Here is a 20,866-nt window from a genome sequence, read left to right on the forward strand (position 1 = left end):
ACGAGGTGTTTCGCTGCTAAACAGATATTATGAAATTTTCACAATTTTCACGAGCATTTCTCCGCCCGGTGTTTGTACTGTGACTTCTTCATCTACTTTTTTGCCCAAGAGGCTTTTTGCGATCGGTGAATCGTTTGAGATTTTCCCTTCAAACGGGTCAGCTTCTGCGCTTCCGACGATCGTATATGATTCTTCATCACCGTCAGGCAGTTCGACGAAAGTGACGGTTTTACCCAAACCGACAACGTTAGAGCCGCCGTCATCTTCAATGATTTTCGCATTGCGAATCATATTTTCAAGAGTCGTCACGCGGCCCTCTACAAATGCCTGCTCTTCTTTCGCTGAATCGTATTCAGAGTTCTCGGAAAGGTCTCCGAAGCTTCTCGCAATTTTGATTCGCTCTACTACTTCTTTTCGTTTAACCGTTTTCAAATATTCTAATTCTTGTTCAAGTTTTTGTTTTCCTTCTGCAGTCATAGGAAAAACTTTCTCTTGTGCCATGTCCCTTCACTCCTTCTGGTTGTCCCTCAACATCTTCGATTATGTATGAGAGCATAAACTAAAAAATACAAGAATGAGAACACAGGGCAGTCCTCGTTCTTCTCTCCCATATAGGTACTGTTTATCTTAAACTGAATCGTGTCGTTCTGCAAATATTTCGCGTTTATAAACAGGGAAAGAAGGGAATTCGCACATTCCCTTCCTGCCTATACATAATATGGTCAGAGTTATTTATGTCTATGCTATGGTATTACAAAATCGCGTTTTGTTCAAGAATGGTTTGAATTTTTGTGACCATCAGATCAATTGCGACGTGATTCTGACCGCCTTCCGGGATAATAATATCAGCGTATCGTTTCGTCGGCTCGACGAATTGGTTATGCATCGGACGGACCACTGACACATATTGTTCAATGACAGAATCAATAGAGCGTCCGCGCTCATTAATATCTCTCATAATCCGTCTGATGATACGCAAGTCAGCGTCCGTATCAACATAAAGCTTGATATCCATCAGATCACGAAGCCTTTTGTCTTCAAGAACAAGAATGCCTTCAAGGATAATAACATCCTTTGGCTCTACGTGAACCGTTTCTTCTGAACGTGTGTGAAGCTTATAGTCATAAATCGGCTTTTCAATCGGGCGATAATTCAATAGATCCTGAATATGCTCGATTAAATAGTCATTATCAAACGCAAGCGGATGATCATAGTTTGTGTTCAGCCTTTCTTCAAACGGAAGATGGCTTTGGTCTTTATAATAAAGGTCCTGCTGGATCATTAAAATTGAGTGTCCTTTAAACTGTTCATAAATGGACCGTGTGACACTCGTTTTTCCTGAACCGGAACCTCCTGCGATTCCAATGACTACTGGATTCTTACCCATGGGCTGTTACTTCCCCTTTCTCATCATGTTGCTCGGATAAATCTTTTTGTCTAGTTTGAATTTGACAATTTGCAGGGGATGGCGGGCAGCATCTAGCTCATTTCCGTCTTCGTCCCAAATGGTTTCAATCGTATGTGTAAAGTTTTCGATTTCTGGACCGAAAAATTCCACTTCGTCGCCTTTTTTGAAGAAATTGCGCTGCTGAAGCGTGACCATTTGTGTATCTTCATCATAATTCAGCACTAAGCCGACAAAATCATATGTCGTTTTCTTGGCGTGTTCGCCGAACATTTGCTCTTCATAGCCTGGCGTTCCTTCAAAGAAAGCTGTCGCAGTGTCCCTGTTGGCGCACTTATCAAGCTCTTCAAGCCATTCTTTTTGAATCACAAAGTTTTCTGGATCAGCGCAATAAGCATCGATTACTTTGCGGTATACGCTGACAACAGTTGCTACATAGTGAATGGATTTCATGCGGCCTTCAATCTTTAAGCTGTCGATCCCCATTTCAATCATTTTCGGAATGGATTCAATCAGCTTCAAATCTTTCGGGCTCATCGCAAAAGGTGCATCTTCTTCACCATACAAAGCAACGGCGTTGGCACCGTCTGTTTGGTAGAGATCATAATCCCAGCGGCATGACTGGCAGCAGCCTCCGCGGTTGGAATCCCGCGCTGTCATGTGATTGCTCAGCACGCAGCGGCCGGAATATGCAATACACATTGCGCCATGAATGAAGGATTCGATTTCGATATCTACCTTTTCTTTCATTTCTCTGATTTCAAGAGCGCTAGTTTCACGTGCCAGCACGACGCGGTCGAGACCTTCTTCCTTCCAGAACTGGACAGCCTTCCAGTTTGAAAGAGACTGCTGTGTGCTCAAGTGAACCTCAACATTCGGCGCCACTCTGCGGCATGTTTCAATAATAAGCGGATCTGCCACAATAATACCGGCAACGTTGGCGTCTCCAAGCGCTTTTAAATAGTCTTCAAGCCCGTCCATGTTTTCATTATGAGCGAAAATATTCGTTGTTACGTAGATCTTCGCGCCATATTTCTTTGCGAATTCAACGCCTTCTGCAATTTCTTCGATCGTAAAGTTATCGGCATTCGAGCGCAGCCCGTATTCCTGTCCCCCGATAAAGACCGCGTCCGCTCCGTAATGAACAGCGATTTTCAGCTTTTCAAGATTACCCGCAGGTGCGAGAAGCTCCGGCTTTTTCGTAATCACACGCTTTCCATTAACGATTGTGGATATTTTATCATTTACGGCAGTCATAGCTTAACCTCCTTTTGATTAATAAACCGTTTCCTTGAAGAAGAATCCGGTATCAATTTTTCTGTTTACTGGCTGGATGCTTTCAATGCGTTCGATCCAGTCTTCTTTTTTCGCTTCGTATTCGTCACGGTTTTCCACGCACAAATCAATTGCTTCTCTGTACATTTTGGTGACTTCTATTAGGTATTCAGGCATTTTCAAAACACCATCGATTTTGAAAGAATCAATTCCGGCATCTATCAATTCCTCGAGCTCATCAATGATGCACACATCGTTCGGGCTCATGATGTGAGTGCCGTTTTCATCTTCGAAAATCGGATATTTATTATCGCGTTCTTTATCGTGTAAAAACATGCCTGATTCTTTTTTCTTTCTTTCAATGTCCATGACTTTGCCCTGATATTCAAAATAGTTTCCAATCAAAGAACGCTTCGATTGGAACATGCACGTCATTCCATGCACCTGGATTTCAATTTCGACTTCAGCATTTTCTTTAATCTCAACAATGCTGTCCATGTTTAATTCTCTGGCAAGCACAGAACGCGCCGCACCCTTGCGTCCCCAGTAGTTGCATGTATAATAGTTGGTGCCTGTCGTTTCTGTGCTCCAATGAAGCTTCAGATCAGGCGCAGATTCACGGGCAGCCATCAGCACGGCAGGATCGCCGAATACCGCTGCATCGACACCGGCTTCTGCTAAGAAAGCCAGATATTCGCCAAGCTCACCCACTTTATCATTATGGAAAATTGCATTTACAGCAACGTATACTTTTGCCCCTTCTTTGTGAGCAATCTCTACGGCTTTTGTTACATCTTCACGAGAAAATTCTCCGGCTAATCTCAAGCCGTATCTCTGTTCCCCAACTAAAAACGCAGTTGCCCCAGCCTGTATGAGCGGCAAAATGTCCGCTGTACTTGTCGGCGTCACTAAGAGCTCTGGTTTTTTCATGACGTTCACCTCTTCTTTTTACTAATCGCAAGTCCGTCCCCGACAGGAATAATCGCAGTTTGATAATCCGGATGATTCATCAGCCAATGATTATATTCATCAATTTTTGCTACAAGCCTGCGCCTTCTCTTCGGTTCTATTTTGCTGTAATCCTCTGCCACCAGACCTTTAAACAGCACGTTGTCTGTTATAACCACCCCGTCCGGTGAAAGCATCGGTTCATATAAATGAAAAAAGTTTTGATACTGACCTTTTGCAGCGTCAATAAAAATGACATCGTAAGGCGCGGTTACATGAACGGCGTCGGCTAATTCAAGCGCATCTCCGTAAAAAACATGAATCCGGTCATCAAGCTGAAATTCCTTGATATTGTTTACCGCTTCTTCATGCCGTTTCTCATTGCGTTCAATTGTATATATTTCAGCAGACGGCAGCTCCAGCGCCATTCGAATGGCTGAATAACCAATGGCCGTTCCGATTTCTAGTATTTTTTTCGGCTGTTTCACAGACAAAATTTGAAGCAGCACCTCCATGCCCGCTTTTTCCATAATCGGGACATGATGTTCTTCTGCATATGCTTCAAGCTTCTTCACGTTATCCGGCCGAGGCTTTAATAATGCTTCTATATAGTCATTTATTTGTTCATACCGGTCAGTCACTACAAACAGCCTCCCGTTCTAAAAAGGAGTGCCCCAGTCTTATGCACAGGACACTCTCTGAATACATCATGATACATCGGTAAACAACCCGATATATTTTATCATAAAACCTTGCGGAAAGCGAACAAAAGGAGAGCTTTTTGCTCTCCTTTTATTTCTCATTTTTTGAGGAAATGTATTTTTCTTTTGCTTTATTATGCTCTTTTAGCGTTTTTGTAAATACGACCTCACCATTTGATTTGGCCAAGAAATACAGATAGTCCGTTTTATCCGGATGCAGCGCCGCTTCCCATGACGACATGCCGGCATTGGCAATCGGCCCTGGCGTCAGCCCTGTGTTTTTATACGTATTGTATGGTGAATCGATTTCCAGATCCTTATAAAGAACCCGATCTTTATGCTTGCCTGCCGCGTACAGGACGGTCGGATCTGTTTGGAGCGGCATTTTCTTTTTCAGGCGGTTATAAAAGACGCTCGCAATTTTATGGCGGTCGGCTTTTTCAGTCGCTTCTTCTTCTATCAAAGAAGCCATTGTCAGCAGCTTATGCACAGAAACTTTGTTTTTCTTCATTTCTGATTTATATGTTTCCACATAAGAATTTGTCTGCTTAATCATTGCCTTGATAATGTCTTCAAGTGATGTGTCCGGATCGTTAAAAGGGTATGTAGCCGGGAATAGGTACCCTTCAAGCGGGTGCTTAATGTTTTTATTGAAAACATCATTTGTCACAGTGTCCGGGAATTCTTTCTTCAGCTGATTGATAAATGTTTCATCGTCCAGCTTCGCTATGACTTGTTTTTTAGAGTATTTTGTTTCATCAGCAATAGCAGCCGCGATTTGGGTCAGCTGTGCTCCCTCAGTCACTGTGATTTGAAAAGCGTAACCTGTAGCCCCGCTTGTCAGCTTCTGAATAATGGCATCTAAATCCATACCTTTATTCAGATGGTAGAATCCGGCCTGAAACCCGGAAGCACCTTTATATTTCACATAGTACTGAAACGCCTTCTCGCTTTTTATGACATCATTTTTCTTTAATATCGATGCGATGGCTGAAACAGACGAACCGCTCGGAATGTTAATATTAACTGTCGTTTTACTGTCTTTTTCAACAGGTTCAAGCAATGATTTCCCATATAAAAATGCCCCGCCAATGATGAGAAACAGCACAACAATGGAAGACAGTATAATTCTTTTTTTATTAAAAAACGATTTTTTTTGCTGATTGATATACATTAGGTCTCCTCCCATCAGCTCTTATACTACATGATTCATTGTATTTCGGCAATTTATTACAAAAAGAGGCCTGCATAAAGCAGAAAAAAGCCGGAGCAGTATAGCTCCGGCTTTGATTTGGCGCGATGTTTTACTCTTCGTCTTCGTCCGCTAAGAATGTGTTTAGTGTTTCTTCGATCATATCCCATTCTTCGTCAGTTTCAATCGGGAATAGCTCACCGTTTTCACCGTCTTCGTTTGGCGTGAAGCTGGAAGCAAGAATTTCTACTTCTTCGTCATCTTTTGATTCGATTGGATAGTACAAGACATAAGACTTGCCAAACTCTTCGTTTTCAAATGTAAACAGCACTTCACAAAGCTGTTCATTTCCTTGATCGTCAACAATTGTAATATTTTTTTCGCCGTGTTCCATTTTCTTCACCTCTGGCTTTAATTTAAGCTGTCAAGATATCCTTGTAAAATCATAACAGCCGCCATTTTATCAATGACTTTTTTTCGTTTTTGCCTGCTGACGTCAGCTGCAATCAGCATTTTTTCAGCCGCCATTGTGGTAAGACGCTCGTCCCACAGCACAACAGGAACATTGTACGTTGTTTCAAGCACTTTCGCAAATGTTTGGCTGGCTTCGCCTCTCGGGCCGACTGTTCCGTTCATGTTCTTAGGAAAGCCGAGCACGATTTTATCTATAGTATAGTCCTTTATCAGTTCAGATAAACGGGATAAACCATAATCGCCTTCTGCTTCATTTATCTTTATGGTCTCAATGCCTTGAGCAGTCCAGCCCATTTCATCGCTCAGAGCTACACCGAGTGTTTTGGTTCCTAAATCGAGTCCTAATATTCTCATTCTTTATTTACGCCTCTTTATGCTGTTCTAAATAAGACTTTACCAATTCCTCGATTAATTCGTCTCTTTCAAGTTTGCGAATTAAATTGCGAGCGTCACGATGCCTAGGAATATAAGCGGGATCACCTGACAGCAAGTATCCGACAATCTGGTTGATTGGATTGTAGCCCTTTTCCTGAAGCGCGTCATACACTGTAATCAGCACCTCATTTACGTTAGTCTCAGCAGAATCATCGGAGAAATTAAATTTCATCGTTTTATCAAACGAGCTCACCGTTTTGCACCTCTTTCCCAAATTCGCAGGCAAAGTTCAGCCTGGGGTCCTAATCTTACCATCATTCTACACTACATGGGCGAATTATAAAACGGATTTCACCCAATCTTCTACAGAAGCCAAAGCTTCTTCTAATTTTTCCGGCTGTTTACCGCCTGCCTGCGCCATGTCCGGACGGCCTCCGCCGCCTCCGCCGCAAACTTCCGCAGCTTGTTTAACCAGCTTGCCGGCGTGAAGTCCTTTCTCAATGAGGTCCTTTGTGACTCCGGCAGAGATATTAACTTTATCGTTTTGTACCGCACCAAGCACGATCACCGCAGAGCCAAGCTTTGCTTTGAGTTCATCGACCATAGTGCGGAGATGATTCATGTCTTTTGCATTTACTTTTGCCGCAAGCACGTTTACGCCGTCAACTTCTTTTACTTTCGACAGGATTGCTCCTGCTTCCACGTTGCCTAGTTTTGCAAGAAGAGATTCATTTTCTCTTTGTGCTTCCTTCAGTTCAGCCTGCAGAGCCGCGACCCGTTTCGGCACTTCTTTGATATTTGTTTTCAGCTCGTCAGCGGTCTGCTTCAATACAGAAATCTGGCTGTTCATTTCGACGTAAGCGCCTTGTCCCGTTACAGCTTCAATCCGTCTTGTGCCTGCGCCGATTCCGGATTCAGAAACGATTTTAAACAAGCCGATTTCTGCTGTATTTCTGACATGGCAGCCGCCGCACAGCTCTAAGCTGTAATCTCCAACTTGAACGACACGGACAATATCGCCATATTTCTCGCCGAACAGTGCCATCGCACCCATTTCTTTTGCTTCAGCGATCGGTTTCAAATCAATGCTGACCGGGATGCTCGCCCAGATCTTTTCGTTTACGATTCTTTCAATTTGTTCGAGCTCTTCTTTTGTCACTTGGCCAAAGTGCGAGAAGTCAAAACGAAGACGGTTTTCCGTTACAAGAGAGCCCGCCTGATTGACATGAGTTCCAAGAACATCTTTTAGAGCCTGATGCAATAAATGCGTTGCCGTGTGGTTTTTAATGACGCCGCTTCTCATATGGTCTTCAACTTCAGCCGTAACATGCAGGCCTTTTTGAACAGTACCGCTCTCCACAACACCTTCATGCACATGCTGGCCGTTCGGCGCTTTTTGAACATCTTTAATTCTTACAACTGCCTGCTCGTTTCGGAGATAGCCTTTATCGCCGATTTGGCCGCCGCTTTCTGCATAGAACGGTGTTTCATCAAGAATGATTTGAACGCTTTCTCCTTCATGAACCTCTTCGATTAATTGGCCATCCTGAAGAAGCACAATGATATTGGCATCAGCTTTGGTTTGAGAGTAGCCGACAAATGTGCTTTCATCTGTCACGTCGCGCAGTGCGCCGCCCTGCACCTGCATGCTGCCGACATCCTGGCGGGCGTTTCTTGCCCGTTCACGCTGCTGGTTCATTTCCTCCTCAAAGCCCTCATGGTCAACCGTCATGTTCTCGTCTTCTGCGTATTCTTCAGTCAATTCAACCGGGAATCCATACGTATCATACAGTTTAAACACATCAGCACCTGAGATAACGCTGCTGCCCTTGTCTTTTTCTTTTTTGATCATTTCTGACAGGATCGCAAGCCCTTCATTAAGGGTCTCATGGAAGCGTTCTTCCTCGGTTTTAATGACTTTTGCGATGAAATCCGCTTTCTCTTTCACTTCAGGATAGAAATCAGCCATGATTTCTGCGACAACCGGCACTAAATCAAACATGAACGGACGATGGATGTTGATCGTTTTGGCATAACGCACGGCACGGCGTAATAAGCGTCTTAATACATAGCCGCGGCCTTCATTTGACGGCAGCGCACCGTCACTGACAGCAAAGGCAACCGTTCTGATATGGTCAGCAATCACTTTAAACGCAGTGTCTTTCACATTGTCTTTGCCATATGTTTCACCAGAAATCGATTCTGTTGCTTTGATGATTGGAATAAACAAATCGGTGTCAAAGTTTGTCGGAACATTCTGGATGACAGATACCATTCTTTCAAGACCCATGCCTGTATCAATGTTTTTCTTTGGAAGCGGTGTGTACGTGCCGTCAGGGTTATGGTTGAACTCTGAGAACACTAGGTTCCATACTTCCAGGTAACGGTCGTTTTCCCCGCCTGGGTAAAGCTCCGGATCTTCCGGATCATTACCATATGCTTCACCGCGGTCGTAAAAGATTTCCGTATTCGGTCCGCTCGGCCCTTCACCGATATCCCAGAAGTTCCCTTCCAGACGGATAATTCTTTCTTCAGGAATACCGATTTTTTTCGCCCAAAACTCATATGCCTCTTCATCTTCAGGATGAACCGTAACAGAGAGAAGCTCTTTGTCGAAGCCAATCCACTTGTCGCTCGTTAAAAACTCCCAAGCCCATGTAATGGCTTCTTCTTTGAAATAATCGCCGATGGAAAAGTTTCCGAGCATTTCAAAGAAAGTGTGATGGCGCGCAGTTTTACCTACATTTTCTATATCGTTTGTTCTGATCGCTTTTTGAGCGTTTACGATTCTTGGATTTTCCGGCACGACACGGCCGTCAAAATATTTTTTCAGCGTCGCAACACCGCTGTTGATCCAAAGCAGTGAAGGATCCTCATGAGGCACTAATGACGCGCTTGGCTCTACCGCATGTCCTTTTTCTTTAAAGAAATCCAAAAACATTTGACGCACTTCCGCAGAAGTTAAGTGTTTCATTGTATTTCCTCCTCTATAAAAATCGAAATTCTCTTCAGTGACAGCAAAAAAGCCCTCCCCCTATGCAAACCAACGTTTACACAGGGACGAGAGCTGTCTCGCGGTACCACCCTGATTACGGGCATTCATTCGCCCGTCACCTTTAACCCTGTAACGCAGGATAAGCGGCAGTGATTAACTGCACTCAGGATTAGCTTCCTCCGATCTTCTGATAAAGCTCCTTTCAGCTTATGGAGCTTCTCTCTTTAACAGGGCTTCGGCGTACTCAGATCCGTCACTCGAGATTCGTATGTATTCTACGAGAAATTATAGACAAGCGGCACGCCGATGTCAATGCTCCGTCCTCATCCGCAAAAAATGGATCACCATTACTTTTAAAACAGCCGTCGCAGGAACAGCCAGAATCATCCCGACAATTCCCGCAAGCTCCCCTCCGGCAAGAAGCGCAAGCATGATAACGACCGGATGCATTTTAAGGCTTCTGCCGACAATGAACGGACTGAGGATATTTCCTTCCATAAACTGCAGAATAAACACCGTAATCACCACAACAAGAACAGCCTTGACTGAGATCGTCATCGCAATTAACAACGCAGGAACAGCTCCGATGAAAGGGCCAAAATACGGGATGACATTCGTTACTCCAGAGATAAGGCCAAGTATCAGCGGATACGGAAGCCCAAATACCCAGAACGAAATGCCTGCAATTACACCAAGAATCAAGCAGACCAAAAGCTGGCCGCGGATATAATCGCCAAGCGAATCATCCACATCCCGCAAAAAGGCGCTGCCCCGCTTTCTCCACGACTTCGGAGTCAAGTACCATACTGTCTTTTTCATTAACTCAATGTCCTTCACCATATAAAACACGAGAAAAGGGATTGTTGCAGCAATTAAGAAGTAATCAAGCACATTGCGGATCCCGCTGATCGCACCCTCGATCGTTCCCGCAAAAAACGCCTCCGTCTGGCGGATCATTTTATCTATACGGTGATGCATACCATCAGGCCAGTCATCCGTATGGTTATGAACATGAAGAAGAAGCCCGTTATACGTTTCGGCAAACATGGGTATATTTTCTGATAAATCCGTCAGCTGCACGATTAAAACAGGCACCCCTTTATACAACGCCCAGCCAATCCCGCCAAAAAAAAGAACATAAATGACCAAGATGCTCAAAGTCCTAGGCAATCCTTTGCCATGCAGCCATTCCGTGACCGGAAGCAATAAATAAGATATAAAAATAGAAATGATCAAGGGAATAAAGATCGTTTTTATGACGAGCCAAAAGGGTGACCATAACATATCAAGCATAAAAAAGACATAGACTGTTAACAGAACCAGCAAACAAATAGCCACCCACAACAAAAGCTGCACCGGTTTTTGGAGCATCTGCTTTCACCTCACCTATATCTTTTGAGGTTTACACGGAATTATTCTTTATGTTTCTTTAGTCAGTCAGAAGTCATGGACATTTTTTCACTTTTAATTTTCAGAAAAGTTTGATCATTTACTTTTTTGGTCAAATTTTCTGATAGGAGGATTGCGATGATCACATTTCAAAATGTAAACAAGCATTACGGAGATTTTCACGTGTTAAAACAAATTAATCTTCAAATCGAAAAAGGTGAAGTCGTTGTTATCATCGGCCCATCCGGTTCCGGTAAAAGCACATTGCTCAGATGCATCAACAGACTTGAGTCGATCAATGAGGGAGTGCTTACAGTAAACGGCACCGCCATTAACGACAGAAAAACTGATATCAATCAAGTGCGGCAAAATATCGGGATGGTGTTTCAGCACTTTCATTTATATCCGCATAAAACAGTGCTGCAGAACATCATGCTGGCTCCGGTAAAAGTGCTTAGACAATCATCTGAACAAGCAAAGGAAACGGCGCGGTACTATCTTGAAAAAGTCGGCATCCCAGACAAGGCTGACGCCTATCCTTCCCAGCTTTCCGGCGGGCAGCAGCAGCGTGTTGCCATCGCAAGAGGACTGGCGATGAAGCCGGAGGTCATGCTGTTTGACGAGCCGACATCAGCACTTGATCCTGAAATGATCGGTGAGGTGCTAGATGTCATGAAAACACTCGCCAAAGAAGGCATGACAATGGTTGTCGTGACACACGAAATGGGGTTTGCCAAAGAAGTTGCCGACCGGATTGTCTTCATTGACGAAGGAAAGATTTTAGAAGAAGCAGTGCCGGCTGAGTTTTACGCGAACCCAAAGGAAGAACGGGCCCGTTTATTCTTAAGCCGTATTTTAAATCATTAAACCAGAAATGGGGGAGCTTGTATGAAAAAGATTTTTTCTTTAGCATTGATTTCTTTATTCGCTGTCATCTTGCTTGCCGCTTGCGGCAGCAAGGGATCAAACGGAGAAGCCTCAAAGGAGAGCAAAAAAGATACGCTAGCCGCCATTAAAGACAATGACAAAATTGTCTTCGGCGTAAAAACGGACACTCGACTGTTCGGTCTTAAAAATCCAAGCTCAGGTGAGATTGAGGGTTTTGATATTGATATTGCCAAACAAATCGCTAAAGACATTTTAGGTGATGAGAAAAAAGCTGAATTTAAAGAGGTCACCTCAAAAACAAGGATTCCTATGCTGCAAAACGGGGATATCGACGCCATTGTCGCCACAATGACGATCACTGAAGAACGAAAAAAGGAAGTTGATTTTTCTGATGTCTATTTCGAGGCCGGGCAATCGCTTCTCGTGAAAAAAGGCAGCAAAATCAAGAGTGTCGAGAATCTTGGCAAAGGCTCAAAAGTTCTTGCAGTAAAAGGCTCCACCTCCTCTCAAAACATTCGTGAAAAGGCGCCTGAAGCATCTGTTTTAGAATTTGAAAACTACGCAGAAGCCTTTACAGCCCTTAAATCGGGGCAAGGCGATGCTCTCACCACAGATAATGCGATTTTATATGGAATGGCTGATGAAAATAAAAATTATCAATTAACAGGAAAGCCTTTTACAGATGAGCCTTACGGGATCGCCGTGAAAAAAGGGCAATCGGCTCTCGCGAAAGAAATCAACGCTTCACTTAAAAAGATGAAGTCGGATGGCAGATACGATGAAATTTATAAAAAATGGATTAAAGAAGACCCAGCTGAATAACAACCATCCCGGGATGAGCAGGTGATGCTCATCCCGATTTGATAAGGAGTGAATAGGCAGATGAATGTGTCAATTCTTTTCGATAACTTCGGCATGTATATGGACGGTTTTTACCATACCTTGCTCGCAAGTGTTATCGCGCTGGCCGGCAGTTTTGTCCTCGGCGTTACTGTAGCGGTTATGAGAATAACAGTCTTTAAGCCGCTGCAATGGCTCGGGACCGCATATGTAGAATTCATCCGCAACATCCCTCTTCTTTTAATTACCTTTGTTTTCTATTTCGGACTTCCAAACGCAGGCCTGAGGCTTGACGGTTTTCAAGCGGGAACGGTTGCTCTCACCATTTATACCTCTGCGTTTATCGCTGAAGCCATCAGAGCAGGAATCCAGTCTGTTTCAAAAGGGCAGATGGAAGCGGCACGCTCGTCAGGCTTTACCTACAGCCAAGCCATGCTCCATATCATTTTGCCGCAGGCAATCAAAATCGTCATTCCGCCTTTAGGCAATCAATTTTTAAACTTAGTCAAAAACTCTTCGATTCTTGGGGTTGTGGCCGGATTGGATCTTATGTACCAAGCCGATTTAGTTTCGTCGAGCACACTCGTTGTATTTGATGTTTATATTTTTGTGGCGCTTTTTTACTTAGTGCTGACGATTCCGCTTAGCATCGGTGTTAACTATCTGGAAAAACGGCTGGAAAAAAGCTATTGATAAGGAGTGAGTTACATTGGATTTCATCGGTGCTTATTCACAGGAGCATTTAGCGTTTTTATGGGATGGCTTTCTCGTCACCTTGTACGTTGCTTTCATCTCCATCATTCTGAGCTTTTTCTTCGGTTTAATCGCAGGCACCCTGCGTTATGCGAAAGTTCCCGTTCTTTCTCAATTGATTGCGGTTCTCGTTGAAACGATCAGAAACCTCCCCTTGCTGTTAATTATTTTCTTTACGTTTTTTGCCCTTCCGGAAATTGGTATTAAGCTTGAAATTACAGCTGCTGCAATTACAGCACTAACGATTTTTGAATCCGCTATGCTATCTGAAATTATCCGAAGCGGACTGAAATCAATTGACAAAGGACAAATTGAAGCGGCGCGCTCCTCCGGGCTGAGCTATACACAGACCCTGTTCTTTATCGTTATGCCGCAAGCGCTTCGCCGCATGGTTCCGCCCATCGTAAGCCAGTTTATTTCTTTATTAAAAGATACATCGCTCGCTGTTGTGATCGCCCTGCCTGAACTGATTCACAACGCGCAAATTATTAACGGCCAAAGCGCAGACGGCAGTTATTTTTTCCCGATCTTTTTACTTGCGGCCCTTATGTATTTCGCAGTCAACTACAGCCTTTCACTCGCAGCAAGACGCCTCGAGGTCCGGCAAACATAGAAAAGGATACTCTTTGGAGAGTATCCTTTTTGCATTAAAACATTTTCGTAATTCTTCTTCTCATCCGCTTCATGCTTCGATTATTCAGCATGTCAGATTGAGTCGCCATTCGGTACACGAGAGCTCCGGCTCCCATTGCCAAAAGAGAAGTCATTGTCCGATTCATCCTGCGCATCTCCTTTCATGATTAAAAATTGATGCTGCGTTCATCCTCAGAAAACAAATCATCCAAGCTGCTTAACGTTCCGTCTTCTTCCACCTGATGAGTTGCAATCTTCCCTTTCGCCACTGTCAGTTCAATAAAACAGCCCCAGCAATAATATTGGTTCACGCCGATTTTGCCGATATCCTTACTTTTGCAATTCGGGCATATAAGCATACCTCACACCTCTATCCGTTCAGAACGATCTCGTCTTTCCGCACCTCGACAAGCGAATCCGCTCTTTGGATCTGGCGCTTGCTTCCCGCCAGGTCAGAAAAGAAACCGTCCGAGAGTTCATATGCTACGATTATGCCCCTGTCCAAACAAAAGTATACATCTTCCAGCATCCCCAATATATCGCCCTCTTGCGATTTCACAAGCTTCAACTTCATCTGCTCGTATGTGAAGCATGATTTCGGAAGAGGCAAAAGCTGTTCTGAACTGACCGAGGCCAATATGCGGTCATCAAGAATGGAAGAGATATCACACGCCCGTAATAGCGCATGATGATGATGCAAAAAGCGTTTTTGTGCAAGAATAAACCCGAGACAATCTCCTTTCAGAGAAAAACAAATATCGGAAATTGTCCCGAGATAACTAGAAGTTCGTTCTGAGTATACTGGGAATCCTTCTATTTCATGGCATGTTCTCAAAGTGTGATCAACCACCTTTTGTTGAACAGGCTTAGGTTTTGCTTTGCGCCTTAGACTCATACGATGAAATCAATTCCACTGCAAATGAAAAAAACTCCCGCTTGCACGGGAGCATTTTATTGCTGTTCTTCTTTCATAAAATCGAATGGTGTAATGCCTTCCATGCCAATGTTGGCGTCGTGTACGCTGAACGGGAGCTCTTTTTGCAAAGCTTCAAGCTCGGCATCCATTTCCTCAACCTGTACGGACAGCCTGTTTTTCAAGGAGGTCTGTCTGACAGTTGCATCATTATTTTTCACGCCCCACTCCAGCGCCTCCTCTTCCCCGCATAAAATGAGAAATTTCTTCGCTCTTGTAATCGCGGTATAAAGAAGGTTTCTTCTGAGCATTCTATAATAGCCTTTCACAACAGGCAAAACCACAATCGGAAATTCACTTCCCTGCGATTTATGAATAGAACAGCAATACGCATGGGTAAATTGATTAAAATCTTTTTTCGTAAACGTCATTTCATTGCCGTCAAAAGAAACGACGGCCATGTCTTCTTTTTCTGTATTTTCCTTTGCATAAAATATCGACGTGATTTCGCCAATATCTCCGTTGAACACATTGTTTTCCGGCTGATTGACAAGCTGCAAAATTTTATCTCCGGTTCTGTAGACAACATCCCCGAACTTCAATTCTCTCCGTTTTTCTTTAGGAGGATTTAAAATGTCCTGCAGCATCACATTCAATTCATTAATGCCGGCTTTTCCTCTGTACATCGGAGCGAGGACCTGAATGTCCTTTGCTGTATAGCCTTTTTTCAATGCATTGGCGACAACCTTCTCAACTACTTCTTTGATTTGCGAGCCGCCGCAGCGAATAAAGGAACGGTCCTTTGTCGGGGCAGTCAAATTGTTCGGCAGCAATCCATTTTTCATCTGGTGGGCAAGCTCGACGATTGATGACCCCTCCGCCTGGCGATAGATGTCTGTCAGTCTCACAGTCGGAATCACCTGGGATGCCAGCAGGTCTCTGAGCACTTGTCCCGGACCGACGGAAGGCAGCTGGTCTTCGTCTCCGACAATGATGATTTGTATATGATCAGGGATCGCCTTGAACAAATGATTCGCCAGCCATATATCAAGCATACTGGCTTCATCGATAATTAACAGCTTCCCTTCGATCGGCTGATCCTCTGTATGAGTAAAGCCTTCAGCACCGTTCCAGCCAAGCAGCCTGTGTATCGTGACTGCAGGAAGTCCCGTTGATTCACTCATCCGTTTTGCTGCTCTCCCTGTCGGAGCGGCCAAAACAATCGGAAAAGCTTCATCCTTTTTATAAGCTGACGGATCTAGTGACACACCGTGAAGCTCTCCGTAGAGCTCGACAATCCCTCTGATTACCGTCGTTTTCCCTGTTCCCGGACCGCCTGTTAAAAGAAGCATCGGCGAGGAAAGGGCTTTTTGAATCGCTTCCTTCTGGCTGGGGGCATACTGAACGTTCATCCGTTCTTCCAGTTCTCCCAACGCGAGCAAAAACTCTGATTCGGGAAACTGGTTCTCATATTCGGTTTGGCTAGCGATATGTTTCACACGCTTTGCAACGTTTTGTTCTGCGTAAAACAGCGATGGAAAATAACAGCGTCCATCTTCTATGACAATGTCTTTATTTTCTCCAAGGGCAATAATTGCGTTAGCGGCATCCATTTCTGTGATGCGCTGCCCTTCCCTTGCTGACTGGTTTAACAGAGATTGGGTGTCAATGATCAGCTGTTCCGTTTCTATGTACGTGTGCCCCTCTGACAGACAAGTCGTTTCAAGCGTGTACAAAATAGCAGCTTTTACCCGCTCAGGATGGTTACCCGAAAGACCCATTCTGCTGCCCAGCTCATCCGCTTTTCCAAACCCGATGCCTTCTACATCCTTCACAAGCTGATAAGGATTTTCCTGAATCTTTTCAAGCGTCTCGGATTCATAGGCTTGATAGATTTTCATAGACAGCTGCGGGCCAAAGCCAAACTGATTCAAGGAAATCATGATTTGCTCCAGTCCCTGATGCCGCTGCAATGCGCCAGCCAGCGTGTCTGCTTTCTTTTTTGAGAGTCTGGGAACATCATAAAGCACTGAAGCATCAGCCAATATTTTATTAATGGCGCTGTCGCCCAGCTTTTTCACAATTTCTTCAGCTGTTTTTTTGCCGATCCCCTCGAATAAATCACTCGATAAATATTGAATGATGCCTTCCTTAGTCGTTGGAATCTCCTTTTTGAAATGCTCCGCCTGAAATTGGAGCCCGAATTTTGGATGGGTTACGATCTTTCCGTAAAACGTGTAGGTCTCTTCTTCTTGAAGCGCAGGGAAGTAGCCCGTCACGGATACGGCTTTATCTTCAATGGCTTCGGAGGTCTCTGTGACTTTCACTTTCAGAACCGTATATAAATTGGTGTCATTATGATAGATGACTGTGTTGACTGTCCCTTTTAAATAGGGCTCTTCCTCCAGTTTAAGCTGATCCGGATGCTGCTGCACGAGCTGTCCCTCCTCCTGTGCCTGTTATGATGGATCAATCAGTTTTTTAGCATGAAGCGCAAGCATATGATCTGGCTGGATATCGATTGCCTTGTCCAGCATTTCCAGCGCTTTTTCTCGGTTTTCTTTATAAGCATAAGCGACACCGGCATTATAAAATGCATCTGCATGCCCCGGGTCTTGCTCTGTCACAGCTGCGAATTGGCTGAGCGCTTCGTCCAGCATGCCCTCGTTGGCTAAGCACATCCCGAATTGAAAACGCGCTTCCGTATCGTTTTCATTCAGTTCGACTGCTCTTTGTAAATATGGCAGTGCAAGCTTAGGCTGTTCGAGCTTGACAAGCACCGTTCCGAGCATGTAAAACAGGTCGCCGTTTTCCATCCCCGCACGAAGCGCTTTTTCAAACATGTCTTTCGCTTCTTTGTACATTTCTTTTACAACATAGACATTTCCTGCTCCATAATAAGCAGTGGCTGCGCTATTGTCTAATTCAAGCGCTTTATCATAAAACGCAAGCGCACGTTCCAGCTCGTTTACGGATGAAAGCAGGTTGGCAAAATTGATATACGGAATCGCGTCTTCTTTATTTTCTTCAATCGCTTTTGTAAATGCCTCTGCCGCTTTCTCGTAATCGCCTTCCTGCATCGCCTCTATACCGAGTTGATTATAATCCACCGATCATCTTCCTTTCATTAAAAAACCCCAACTCAGTGTTGAGGTTTTTCATCTTTTATACGTACCACAATTTTGTTCCGTCTTTGTACACATCATCAATTGTCCCGCCGCCAAGGCATTCTTCGCCGTCATAGAAGACAACGGCTTGTCCCGGCGTTACAGCGCGGACTTGTTCATCAAAGATGACTTCCGCTTCACCTTCGCCAGTCATGCGCACTGTTACTTTATGATCCTCTTGGCGGTAACGGAATTTAGCCGTGCAGGAAATCTCTTCGCCCTTCATGATATCCGAACGTACCCAGCTGATATTTGTTGCTGTGATTTTGTCGGAATATAAAAGCGGGTTATGGAACCCTTGATCTACGTAGAGGATGTTCTTTTCAAGATCTTTGCCTACCGCAAACCACGGCTCGCCGCTTCCGCCGATGCCAAGGCCGTGACGCTGTCCGATCGTATAGTACATCAACCCGTCGTGGCGGCCTTTTACTTCGCCGTCCATCGTCATCATATCGCCCGGCTGTGCAGGGAGATATTGGCTGAGAAACGTTTTGAAGTTGCGTTCGCCGATAAAGCAGATGCCTGTACTGTCTTTTTTCGTCGCTGTTGCAAGTTCTGCTTCTTTGGCAATTTCACGCACACGGCTTTTTTGAAGTTCGCCGATCGGGAACATGACTTTGCTCAGCGTATCTTCTGTCAGCTGATTCAGGAAGTACGTTTGATCCTTGTTTTCATCAATGCCGCGCAGCATTCTGACTTTTCCGCCGCTTCTGTCTACTCTTGCATAGTGGCCAGTCGCTAAATAGTCGGCGCCAAGTGACAATGCATGCTCCAAAAAGGCCTTGAATTTAATTTCTTTGTTGCACAATACATCCGGGTTTGGTGTTCTGCCTGCTTTATATTCATCAAGGAAGTATTGAAATACCTTCTCATAATATTGCTTTTCAAAGTTTACGGCATAATACGGAATTCCGATTTGGTTGCAGACGCGGATCACATCTTCATAATCCTCTGTCGCCGTGCAAAAACCGTTTTCGTCCGTATCATCCCAGTTTTTCATAAAGATTCCGATTACATCATAGCCCTGTTCTTTTAACAGCAGGGCCGCCACAGATGAGTCTACTCCGCCGGACATGCCGACGACGACTCTTGTATCCTCCGGCCGTTTTTCCATTTCATTCACTCCAATTACTACGCCGCCTTATTATGTCAGCCGTTTGACAACGTCGGCCACATGTTTGGCAGCAGTTTTCACTTGCTCAGCCGTATTGCCGAGGCCGAAGCTGATTCGAATAGAGGACGTCAGCCGGTCACTCTCTTCGCCGAACATAGCAGTCAGAACATGTGACGGCAGGACTGAACCGGCCGTGCACGCTGAACCGCTGGAGACAGCGACACCAGCCATATCAAGATTAACCAGCAGCGCTTCCACTGACACACCGGGGAAATAAAGATTCAGAACATGCGGCAGACTATGCTCTTTGTCCCCGTTGACCTCGAATGCCACACCTGCATCTCTAAGCGTGTCGGCAAAGATTGCTTTAAACGATTGATACTTCTCGTTTTTTTCGTCACGTTCTTCACTTGACAGCTTGATCGCTTCTTTCAGCCCGACAATGCCTGGAACATTTTCCGTTCCGGCACGGCGTTTTCTTTCTTGCTCTCCTCCGAATAAAAGCGGTGAAAGCTTCACATCTTTACTAGCATATAAAAAGCCTGTCCCTTTTGGCCCGTTGAGCTTGTGCCCGGAAACAGACAGAAGGTCAATATGGCTGTTTTTCACATCAATTGGCAGCAACCCGAATGCCTGAACAGCATCGGTATGAAAATAAGCTTTGTGTTCCTTTAACAGCTCACCGATTTCTTCGATCGGCTGCACTGTTCCAACTTCATTATTTCCATACATCACTGTCACAAGGATTGTATCATCACGCAGTGCTTCTTTCACCTGTTTTGCACTGACTCTTCCATTTTGGTCAACGTCCAGATACGTTATGTCAAATCCGTCTTCCTCAAGTTTTTCACATGTGTGAAGCACGGCGTGATGCTCAATTTTTGTTGTGATGATATGTCTGCCAAGATCTTTTCTTGCAAGTGCGGTTCCCATGATCGCCAAGTTATCAGCTTCCGTTCCCCCGCTTGTAAAAATGATCTCCTGCTCTGCCGCTCCGATTTCTGCTGCGATCTGCGCTCTTGCTTCATCCACCCATTTTCGAGATTCTCTGCCAAATGAATGAATACTGGAGGGATTACCGAAACTGCCGGAGAAGTGCGGTATCATTTTTTCCAGCACGCGCTCATCCATCGGAGACGTTGCGGCATGATCTAAATAAATCCGTTCCATTATGTTTACACCTCTGATCTAAATATAGAACATATAAGCTTCTTGCTCTCCGTCTGTATAGCTGGCAAGATCCTCTAATGTTGTACTGTCTAAAACCTCTTTTACAGCATCCCGGATGCGAATCCAGAGCTCACGCTTGGCAGGCTCCTCATCTTCCAGCACTTCAACAGGGCTGATCGGCCCCTCAAGCACACGGATAATATCTCCCGCAGTAATGGCATCCGGCTCACTGCCTAATACATATCCGCCATATGCGCCTCTGATGCTTTTCACTAAACCGGCATTTCTGAGCGGCGATACCAGCTGCTCCAAATAATGCTCGGACAAATTATTCGTCTGTGCGATGCTTTTTAATGAAGTCGGGCCTTCACCGTGCTTTTTTGCAAGCTCGATCATAATGGTGAGCCCGTATCTTCCCTTAGTTGATATTTTCAACATGAACACCTCTGTTATTTCATGATTTTCCACATTTATAATGGTAATTTCTATATGTTTCGTCCGTTTATTATCTTATAGACCAACTGTTATTATAACATACCTTCAGCGAATTTTCATTGAGGCAGAAGGAAAGGGGCCTTTACCCTTTTCTAATGTACGGTTTTCCGTTACCCTGTAATTAAGTAAGGAGAGATGA

General features: G+C 44.5%; 23 protein-coding genes. 4 read left to right on the forward strand and 19 right to left on the reverse strand.

From position 1 onward, the window contains the following. Positions 1-27: 27 nt before the first annotated feature. The 11 genes from greA to MHB62_RS13720 form a co-directional block, all read right to left on the reverse strand. Positions 28-501: a transcription elongation factor GreA gene (gene greA / locus MHB62_RS13670; RefSeq protein ID WP_004399078.1), complete on the reverse strand. Its 474-nt coding sequence runs from the start codon at positions 499-501 to the stop codon at positions 28-30. A 250-nt stretch (positions 502-751) separates the two neighbouring features. Continuing rightward, positions 752-1,387: a uridine kinase gene (gene udk / locus MHB62_RS13675; RefSeq protein WP_003225916.1), complete on the reverse strand. Its 636-nt coding sequence runs from the start codon at positions 1,385-1,387 to the stop codon at positions 752-754. Positions 1,388-1,393: 6 nt separating this feature from the next. Continuing rightward, positions 1,394-2,662, reverse strand: a complete 1,269-nt coding sequence (locus tag MHB62_RS13680) for a U32 family peptidase (RefSeq protein ID WP_003229802.1) — start codon at positions 2,660-2,662, stop codon at positions 1,394-1,396. An 18-nt stretch (positions 2,663-2,680) separates the two neighbouring features. Next, positions 2,681-3,610 (reverse strand): peptidase U32 family protein, encoded by a 930-nt coding sequence (locus MHB62_RS13685; RefSeq protein ID WP_004399094.1) that lies wholly within the window; start codon positions 3,608-3,610, stop codon positions 2,681-2,683. Between the two features lie 5 nt (positions 3,611-3,615). Beyond that, positions 3,616-4,269 carry an O-methyltransferase gene (locus MHB62_RS13690; protein WP_015251578.1) on the reverse strand — a complete coding sequence of 218 codons (654 nt, stop codon included), beginning with the start codon at positions 4,267-4,269 and terminating at the stop codon, positions 3,616-3,618. A gap of 151 nt (positions 4,270-4,420) precedes the next feature. Then, positions 4,421-5,503 carry an endolytic transglycosylase MltG gene (gene mltG / locus MHB62_RS13695; RefSeq protein WP_003229799.1) on the reverse strand — a complete coding sequence of 361 codons (1,083 nt, stop codon included), beginning with the start codon at positions 5,501-5,503 and terminating at the stop codon, positions 4,421-4,423. A 130-nt stretch (positions 5,504-5,633) separates the two neighbouring features. After that, positions 5,634-5,915 carry a DUF1292 domain-containing protein gene (locus MHB62_RS13700; RefSeq protein WP_003246199.1) on the reverse strand — a complete coding sequence of 94 codons (282 nt, stop codon included), beginning with the start codon at positions 5,913-5,915 and terminating at the stop codon, positions 5,634-5,636. 17 nt (positions 5,916-5,932) lie between these two features. Then, positions 5,933-6,349, reverse strand: coding sequence for a Holliday junction resolvase RuvX (gene ruvX, locus MHB62_RS13705; protein ID WP_003229795.1), 417 nt, complete (start codon positions 6,347-6,349; stop codon positions 5,933-5,935). A 7-nt stretch (positions 6,350-6,356) separates the two neighbouring features. Further along, complete coding sequence (locus MHB62_RS13710; RefSeq protein ID WP_003225903.1) at positions 6,357-6,623, reverse strand: IreB family regulatory phosphoprotein; 267 nt, start codon at positions 6,621-6,623, stop codon at positions 6,357-6,359. An 84-nt stretch (positions 6,624-6,707) separates the two neighbouring features. Then, on the reverse strand, positions 6,708-9,344 hold the full coding sequence (gene alaS, locus MHB62_RS13715) for an alanine--tRNA ligase (RefSeq protein ID WP_032722247.1): 2,637 nt from the start codon (positions 9,342-9,344) through the stop codon (positions 6,708-6,710). Between the two features lie 330 nt (positions 9,345-9,674). Beyond that, positions 9,675-10,736 carry an AI-2E family transporter gene (locus tag MHB62_RS13720; protein WP_029727140.1) on the reverse strand — a complete coding sequence of 354 codons (1,062 nt, stop codon included), beginning with the start codon at positions 10,734-10,736 and terminating at the stop codon, positions 9,675-9,677. A 156-nt stretch (positions 10,737-10,892) separates the two neighbouring features. Here MHB62_RS13720 and MHB62_RS13725 point away from each other — a divergent pair, with 156 nt between their 5' ends. The 4 genes from MHB62_RS13725 to MHB62_RS13740 are packed head-to-tail and all read left to right on the forward strand — an operon-like array spanning position 10,893 to position 13,848. Beyond that, positions 10,893-11,621 (forward strand): amino acid ABC transporter ATP-binding protein, encoded by a 729-nt coding sequence (locus MHB62_RS13725; protein WP_032722248.1) that lies wholly within the window; start codon positions 10,893-10,895, stop codon positions 11,619-11,621. Positions 11,622-11,642: 21 nt separating this feature from the next. Continuing rightward, the gene (gene glnH / locus MHB62_RS13730) at positions 11,643-12,464 is read left to right on the forward strand and encodes a glutamine ABC transporter substrate-binding protein GlnH (RefSeq protein WP_032722249.1); all 822 of its coding nucleotides are present in this window, start codon (positions 11,643-11,645) and stop codon (positions 12,462-12,464) included. Between the two features lie 60 nt (positions 12,465-12,524). Continuing rightward, on the forward strand, positions 12,525-13,175 hold the full coding sequence (locus MHB62_RS13735; RefSeq protein WP_017696071.1) for an amino acid ABC transporter permease: 651 nt from the start codon (positions 12,525-12,527) through the stop codon (positions 13,173-13,175). Between the two features lie 16 nt (positions 13,176-13,191). After that, on the forward strand, positions 13,192-13,848 hold the full coding sequence (locus MHB62_RS13740; protein WP_003229784.1) for an amino acid ABC transporter permease: 657 nt from the start codon (positions 13,192-13,194) through the stop codon (positions 13,846-13,848). Positions 13,849-13,882: 34 nt separating this feature from the next. Here MHB62_RS13740 and MHB62_RS13745 read toward each other — a convergent pair whose 3' ends face one another. The 8 genes from MHB62_RS13745 to cymR all read right to left on the reverse strand — a co-directional run bounded on the left by MHB62_RS13745 (position 13,883) and on the right by cymR (position 20,667). After that, on the reverse strand, positions 13,883-14,014 hold the full coding sequence (locus tag MHB62_RS13745; protein ID WP_003229780.1) for a YrzQ family protein: 132 nt from the start codon (positions 14,012-14,014) through the stop codon (positions 13,883-13,885). Positions 14,015-14,035: 21 nt separating this feature from the next. Next, the gene (locus MHB62_RS13750) at positions 14,036-14,227 is read right to left on the reverse strand and encodes a hypothetical protein (protein WP_003225893.1); all 192 of its coding nucleotides are present in this window, start codon (positions 14,225-14,227) and stop codon (positions 14,036-14,038) included. Positions 14,228-14,238: 11 nt separating this feature from the next. Further along, on the reverse strand, positions 14,239-14,763 hold the full coding sequence (locus MHB62_RS13755) for a PRC-barrel domain-containing protein (protein WP_080287620.1): 525 nt from the start codon (positions 14,761-14,763) through the stop codon (positions 14,239-14,241). Positions 14,764-14,819: 56 nt separating this feature from the next. Then, complete coding sequence (locus MHB62_RS13760; RefSeq protein WP_014477509.1) at positions 14,820-17,216, reverse strand: ATP-dependent RecD-like DNA helicase; 2,397 nt, start codon at positions 17,214-17,216, stop codon at positions 14,820-14,822. A 24-nt stretch (positions 17,217-17,240) separates the two neighbouring features. Next, on the reverse strand, positions 17,241-17,861 hold the full coding sequence (locus tag MHB62_RS13765) for a tetratricopeptide repeat protein (protein WP_202926392.1): 621 nt from the start codon (positions 17,859-17,861) through the stop codon (positions 17,241-17,243). A gap of 85 nt (positions 17,862-17,946) precedes the next feature. Beyond that, positions 17,947-19,062: a tRNA 2-thiouridine(34) synthase MnmA gene (mnmA, locus tag MHB62_RS13770; protein WP_004398509.1), complete on the reverse strand. Its 1,116-nt coding sequence runs from the start codon at positions 19,060-19,062 to the stop codon at positions 17,947-17,949. Between the two features lie 30 nt (positions 19,063-19,092). Continuing rightward, entirely contained in the window at positions 19,093-20,232 is a 1,140-nt protein-coding gene (locus MHB62_RS13775) for a cysteine desulfurase family protein (RefSeq protein ID WP_032722251.1), read from the reverse strand. A gap of 18 nt (positions 20,233-20,250) precedes the next feature. After that, a complete protein-coding gene (gene cymR / locus MHB62_RS13780) occupies positions 20,251-20,667 on the reverse strand; it encodes a cysteine metabolism transcriptional regulator CymR (RefSeq protein WP_003225879.1) in 417 nt (138 codons plus the stop codon). Positions 20,668-20,866 lie beyond the last annotated feature (199 nt).

The sequence above is a fragment of the Bacillus sp. FSL K6-0255 genome, from assembly GCF_045040725.1.
GTDB classification, from domain to species: domain Bacteria; phylum Bacillota; class Bacilli; order Bacillales; family Bacillaceae; genus Bacillus; species Bacillus subtilis.

Excerpts from the sequence above, each read along its gene's own strand:
- MHB62_RS13775 (WP_032722251.1), bottom strand. The coding sequence starts at position 20,232 with ATGGAACGGATTTATTTAGATCATGCCGCAACGTCTCCGATGGATGAG.
- mnmA (WP_004398509.1), bottom strand. The coding sequence starts at position 19,062 with ATGGAAAAACGGCCGGAGGATACAAGAGTCGTCGTCGGCATGTCCGGC.
- ruvX (WP_003229795.1), bottom strand. The coding sequence starts at position 6,349 with ATGAGAATATTAGGACTCGATTTAGGAACCAAAACACTCGGTGTAGCT.
- MHB62_RS13750 (WP_003225893.1), bottom strand. The coding sequence starts at position 14,227 with ATGCTTATATGCCCGAATTGCAAAAGTAAGGATATCGGCAAAATCGGC.
- glnH (WP_032722249.1), top strand. The coding sequence starts at position 11,643 with ATGAAAAAGATTTTTTCTTTAGCATTGATTTCTTTATTCGCTGTCATC.
- alaS (WP_032722247.1), bottom strand. The coding sequence starts at position 9,344 with ATGAAACACTTAACTTCTGCGGAAGTGCGTCAAATGTTTTTGGATTTC.
- MHB62_RS13735 (WP_017696071.1), top strand. The coding sequence starts at position 12,525 with ATGAATGTGTCAATTCTTTTCGATAACTTCGGCATGTATATGGACGGT.
- MHB62_RS13725 (WP_032722248.1), top strand. The coding sequence starts at position 10,893 with ATGATCACATTTCAAAATGTAAACAAGCATTACGGAGATTTTCACGTG.
- MHB62_RS13755 (WP_080287620.1), bottom strand. The coding sequence starts at position 14,763 with ATGAGTCTAAGGCGCAAAGCAAAACCTAAGCCTGTTCAACAAAAGGTG.
- MHB62_RS13765 (WP_202926392.1), bottom strand. The coding sequence starts at position 17,861 with ATGCAGGAAGGCGATTACGAGAAAGCGGCAGAGGCATTTACAAAAGCG.
- mltG (WP_003229799.1), bottom strand. The coding sequence starts at position 5,503 with ATGTATATCAATCAGCAAAAAAAATCGTTTTTTAATAAAAAAAGAATT.
- MHB62_RS13745 (WP_003229780.1), bottom strand. The coding sequence starts at position 14,014 with ATGAATCGGACAATGACTTCTCTTTTGGCAATGGGAGCCGGAGCTCTC.
- udk (WP_003225916.1), bottom strand. The coding sequence starts at position 1,387 with ATGGGTAAGAATCCAGTAGTCATTGGAATCGCAGGAGGTTCCGGTTCA.
- greA (WP_004399078.1), bottom strand. The coding sequence starts at position 501 with ATGGCACAAGAGAAAGTTTTTCCTATGACTGCAGAAGGAAAACAAAAA.
- MHB62_RS13720 (WP_029727140.1), bottom strand. The coding sequence starts at position 10,736 with ATGCTCCAAAAACCGGTGCAGCTTTTGTTGTGGGTGGCTATTTGTTTG.
- MHB62_RS13685 (WP_004399094.1), bottom strand. The coding sequence starts at position 3,610 with ATGAAAAAACCAGAGCTCTTAGTGACGCCGACAAGTACAGCGGACATT.
- MHB62_RS13680 (WP_003229802.1), bottom strand. The coding sequence starts at position 2,662 with ATGACTGCCGTAAATGATAAAATATCCACAATCGTTAATGGAAAGCGT.
- MHB62_RS13700 (WP_003246199.1), bottom strand. The coding sequence starts at position 5,915 with ATGGAACACGGCGAAAAAAATATTACAATTGTTGACGATCAAGGAAAT.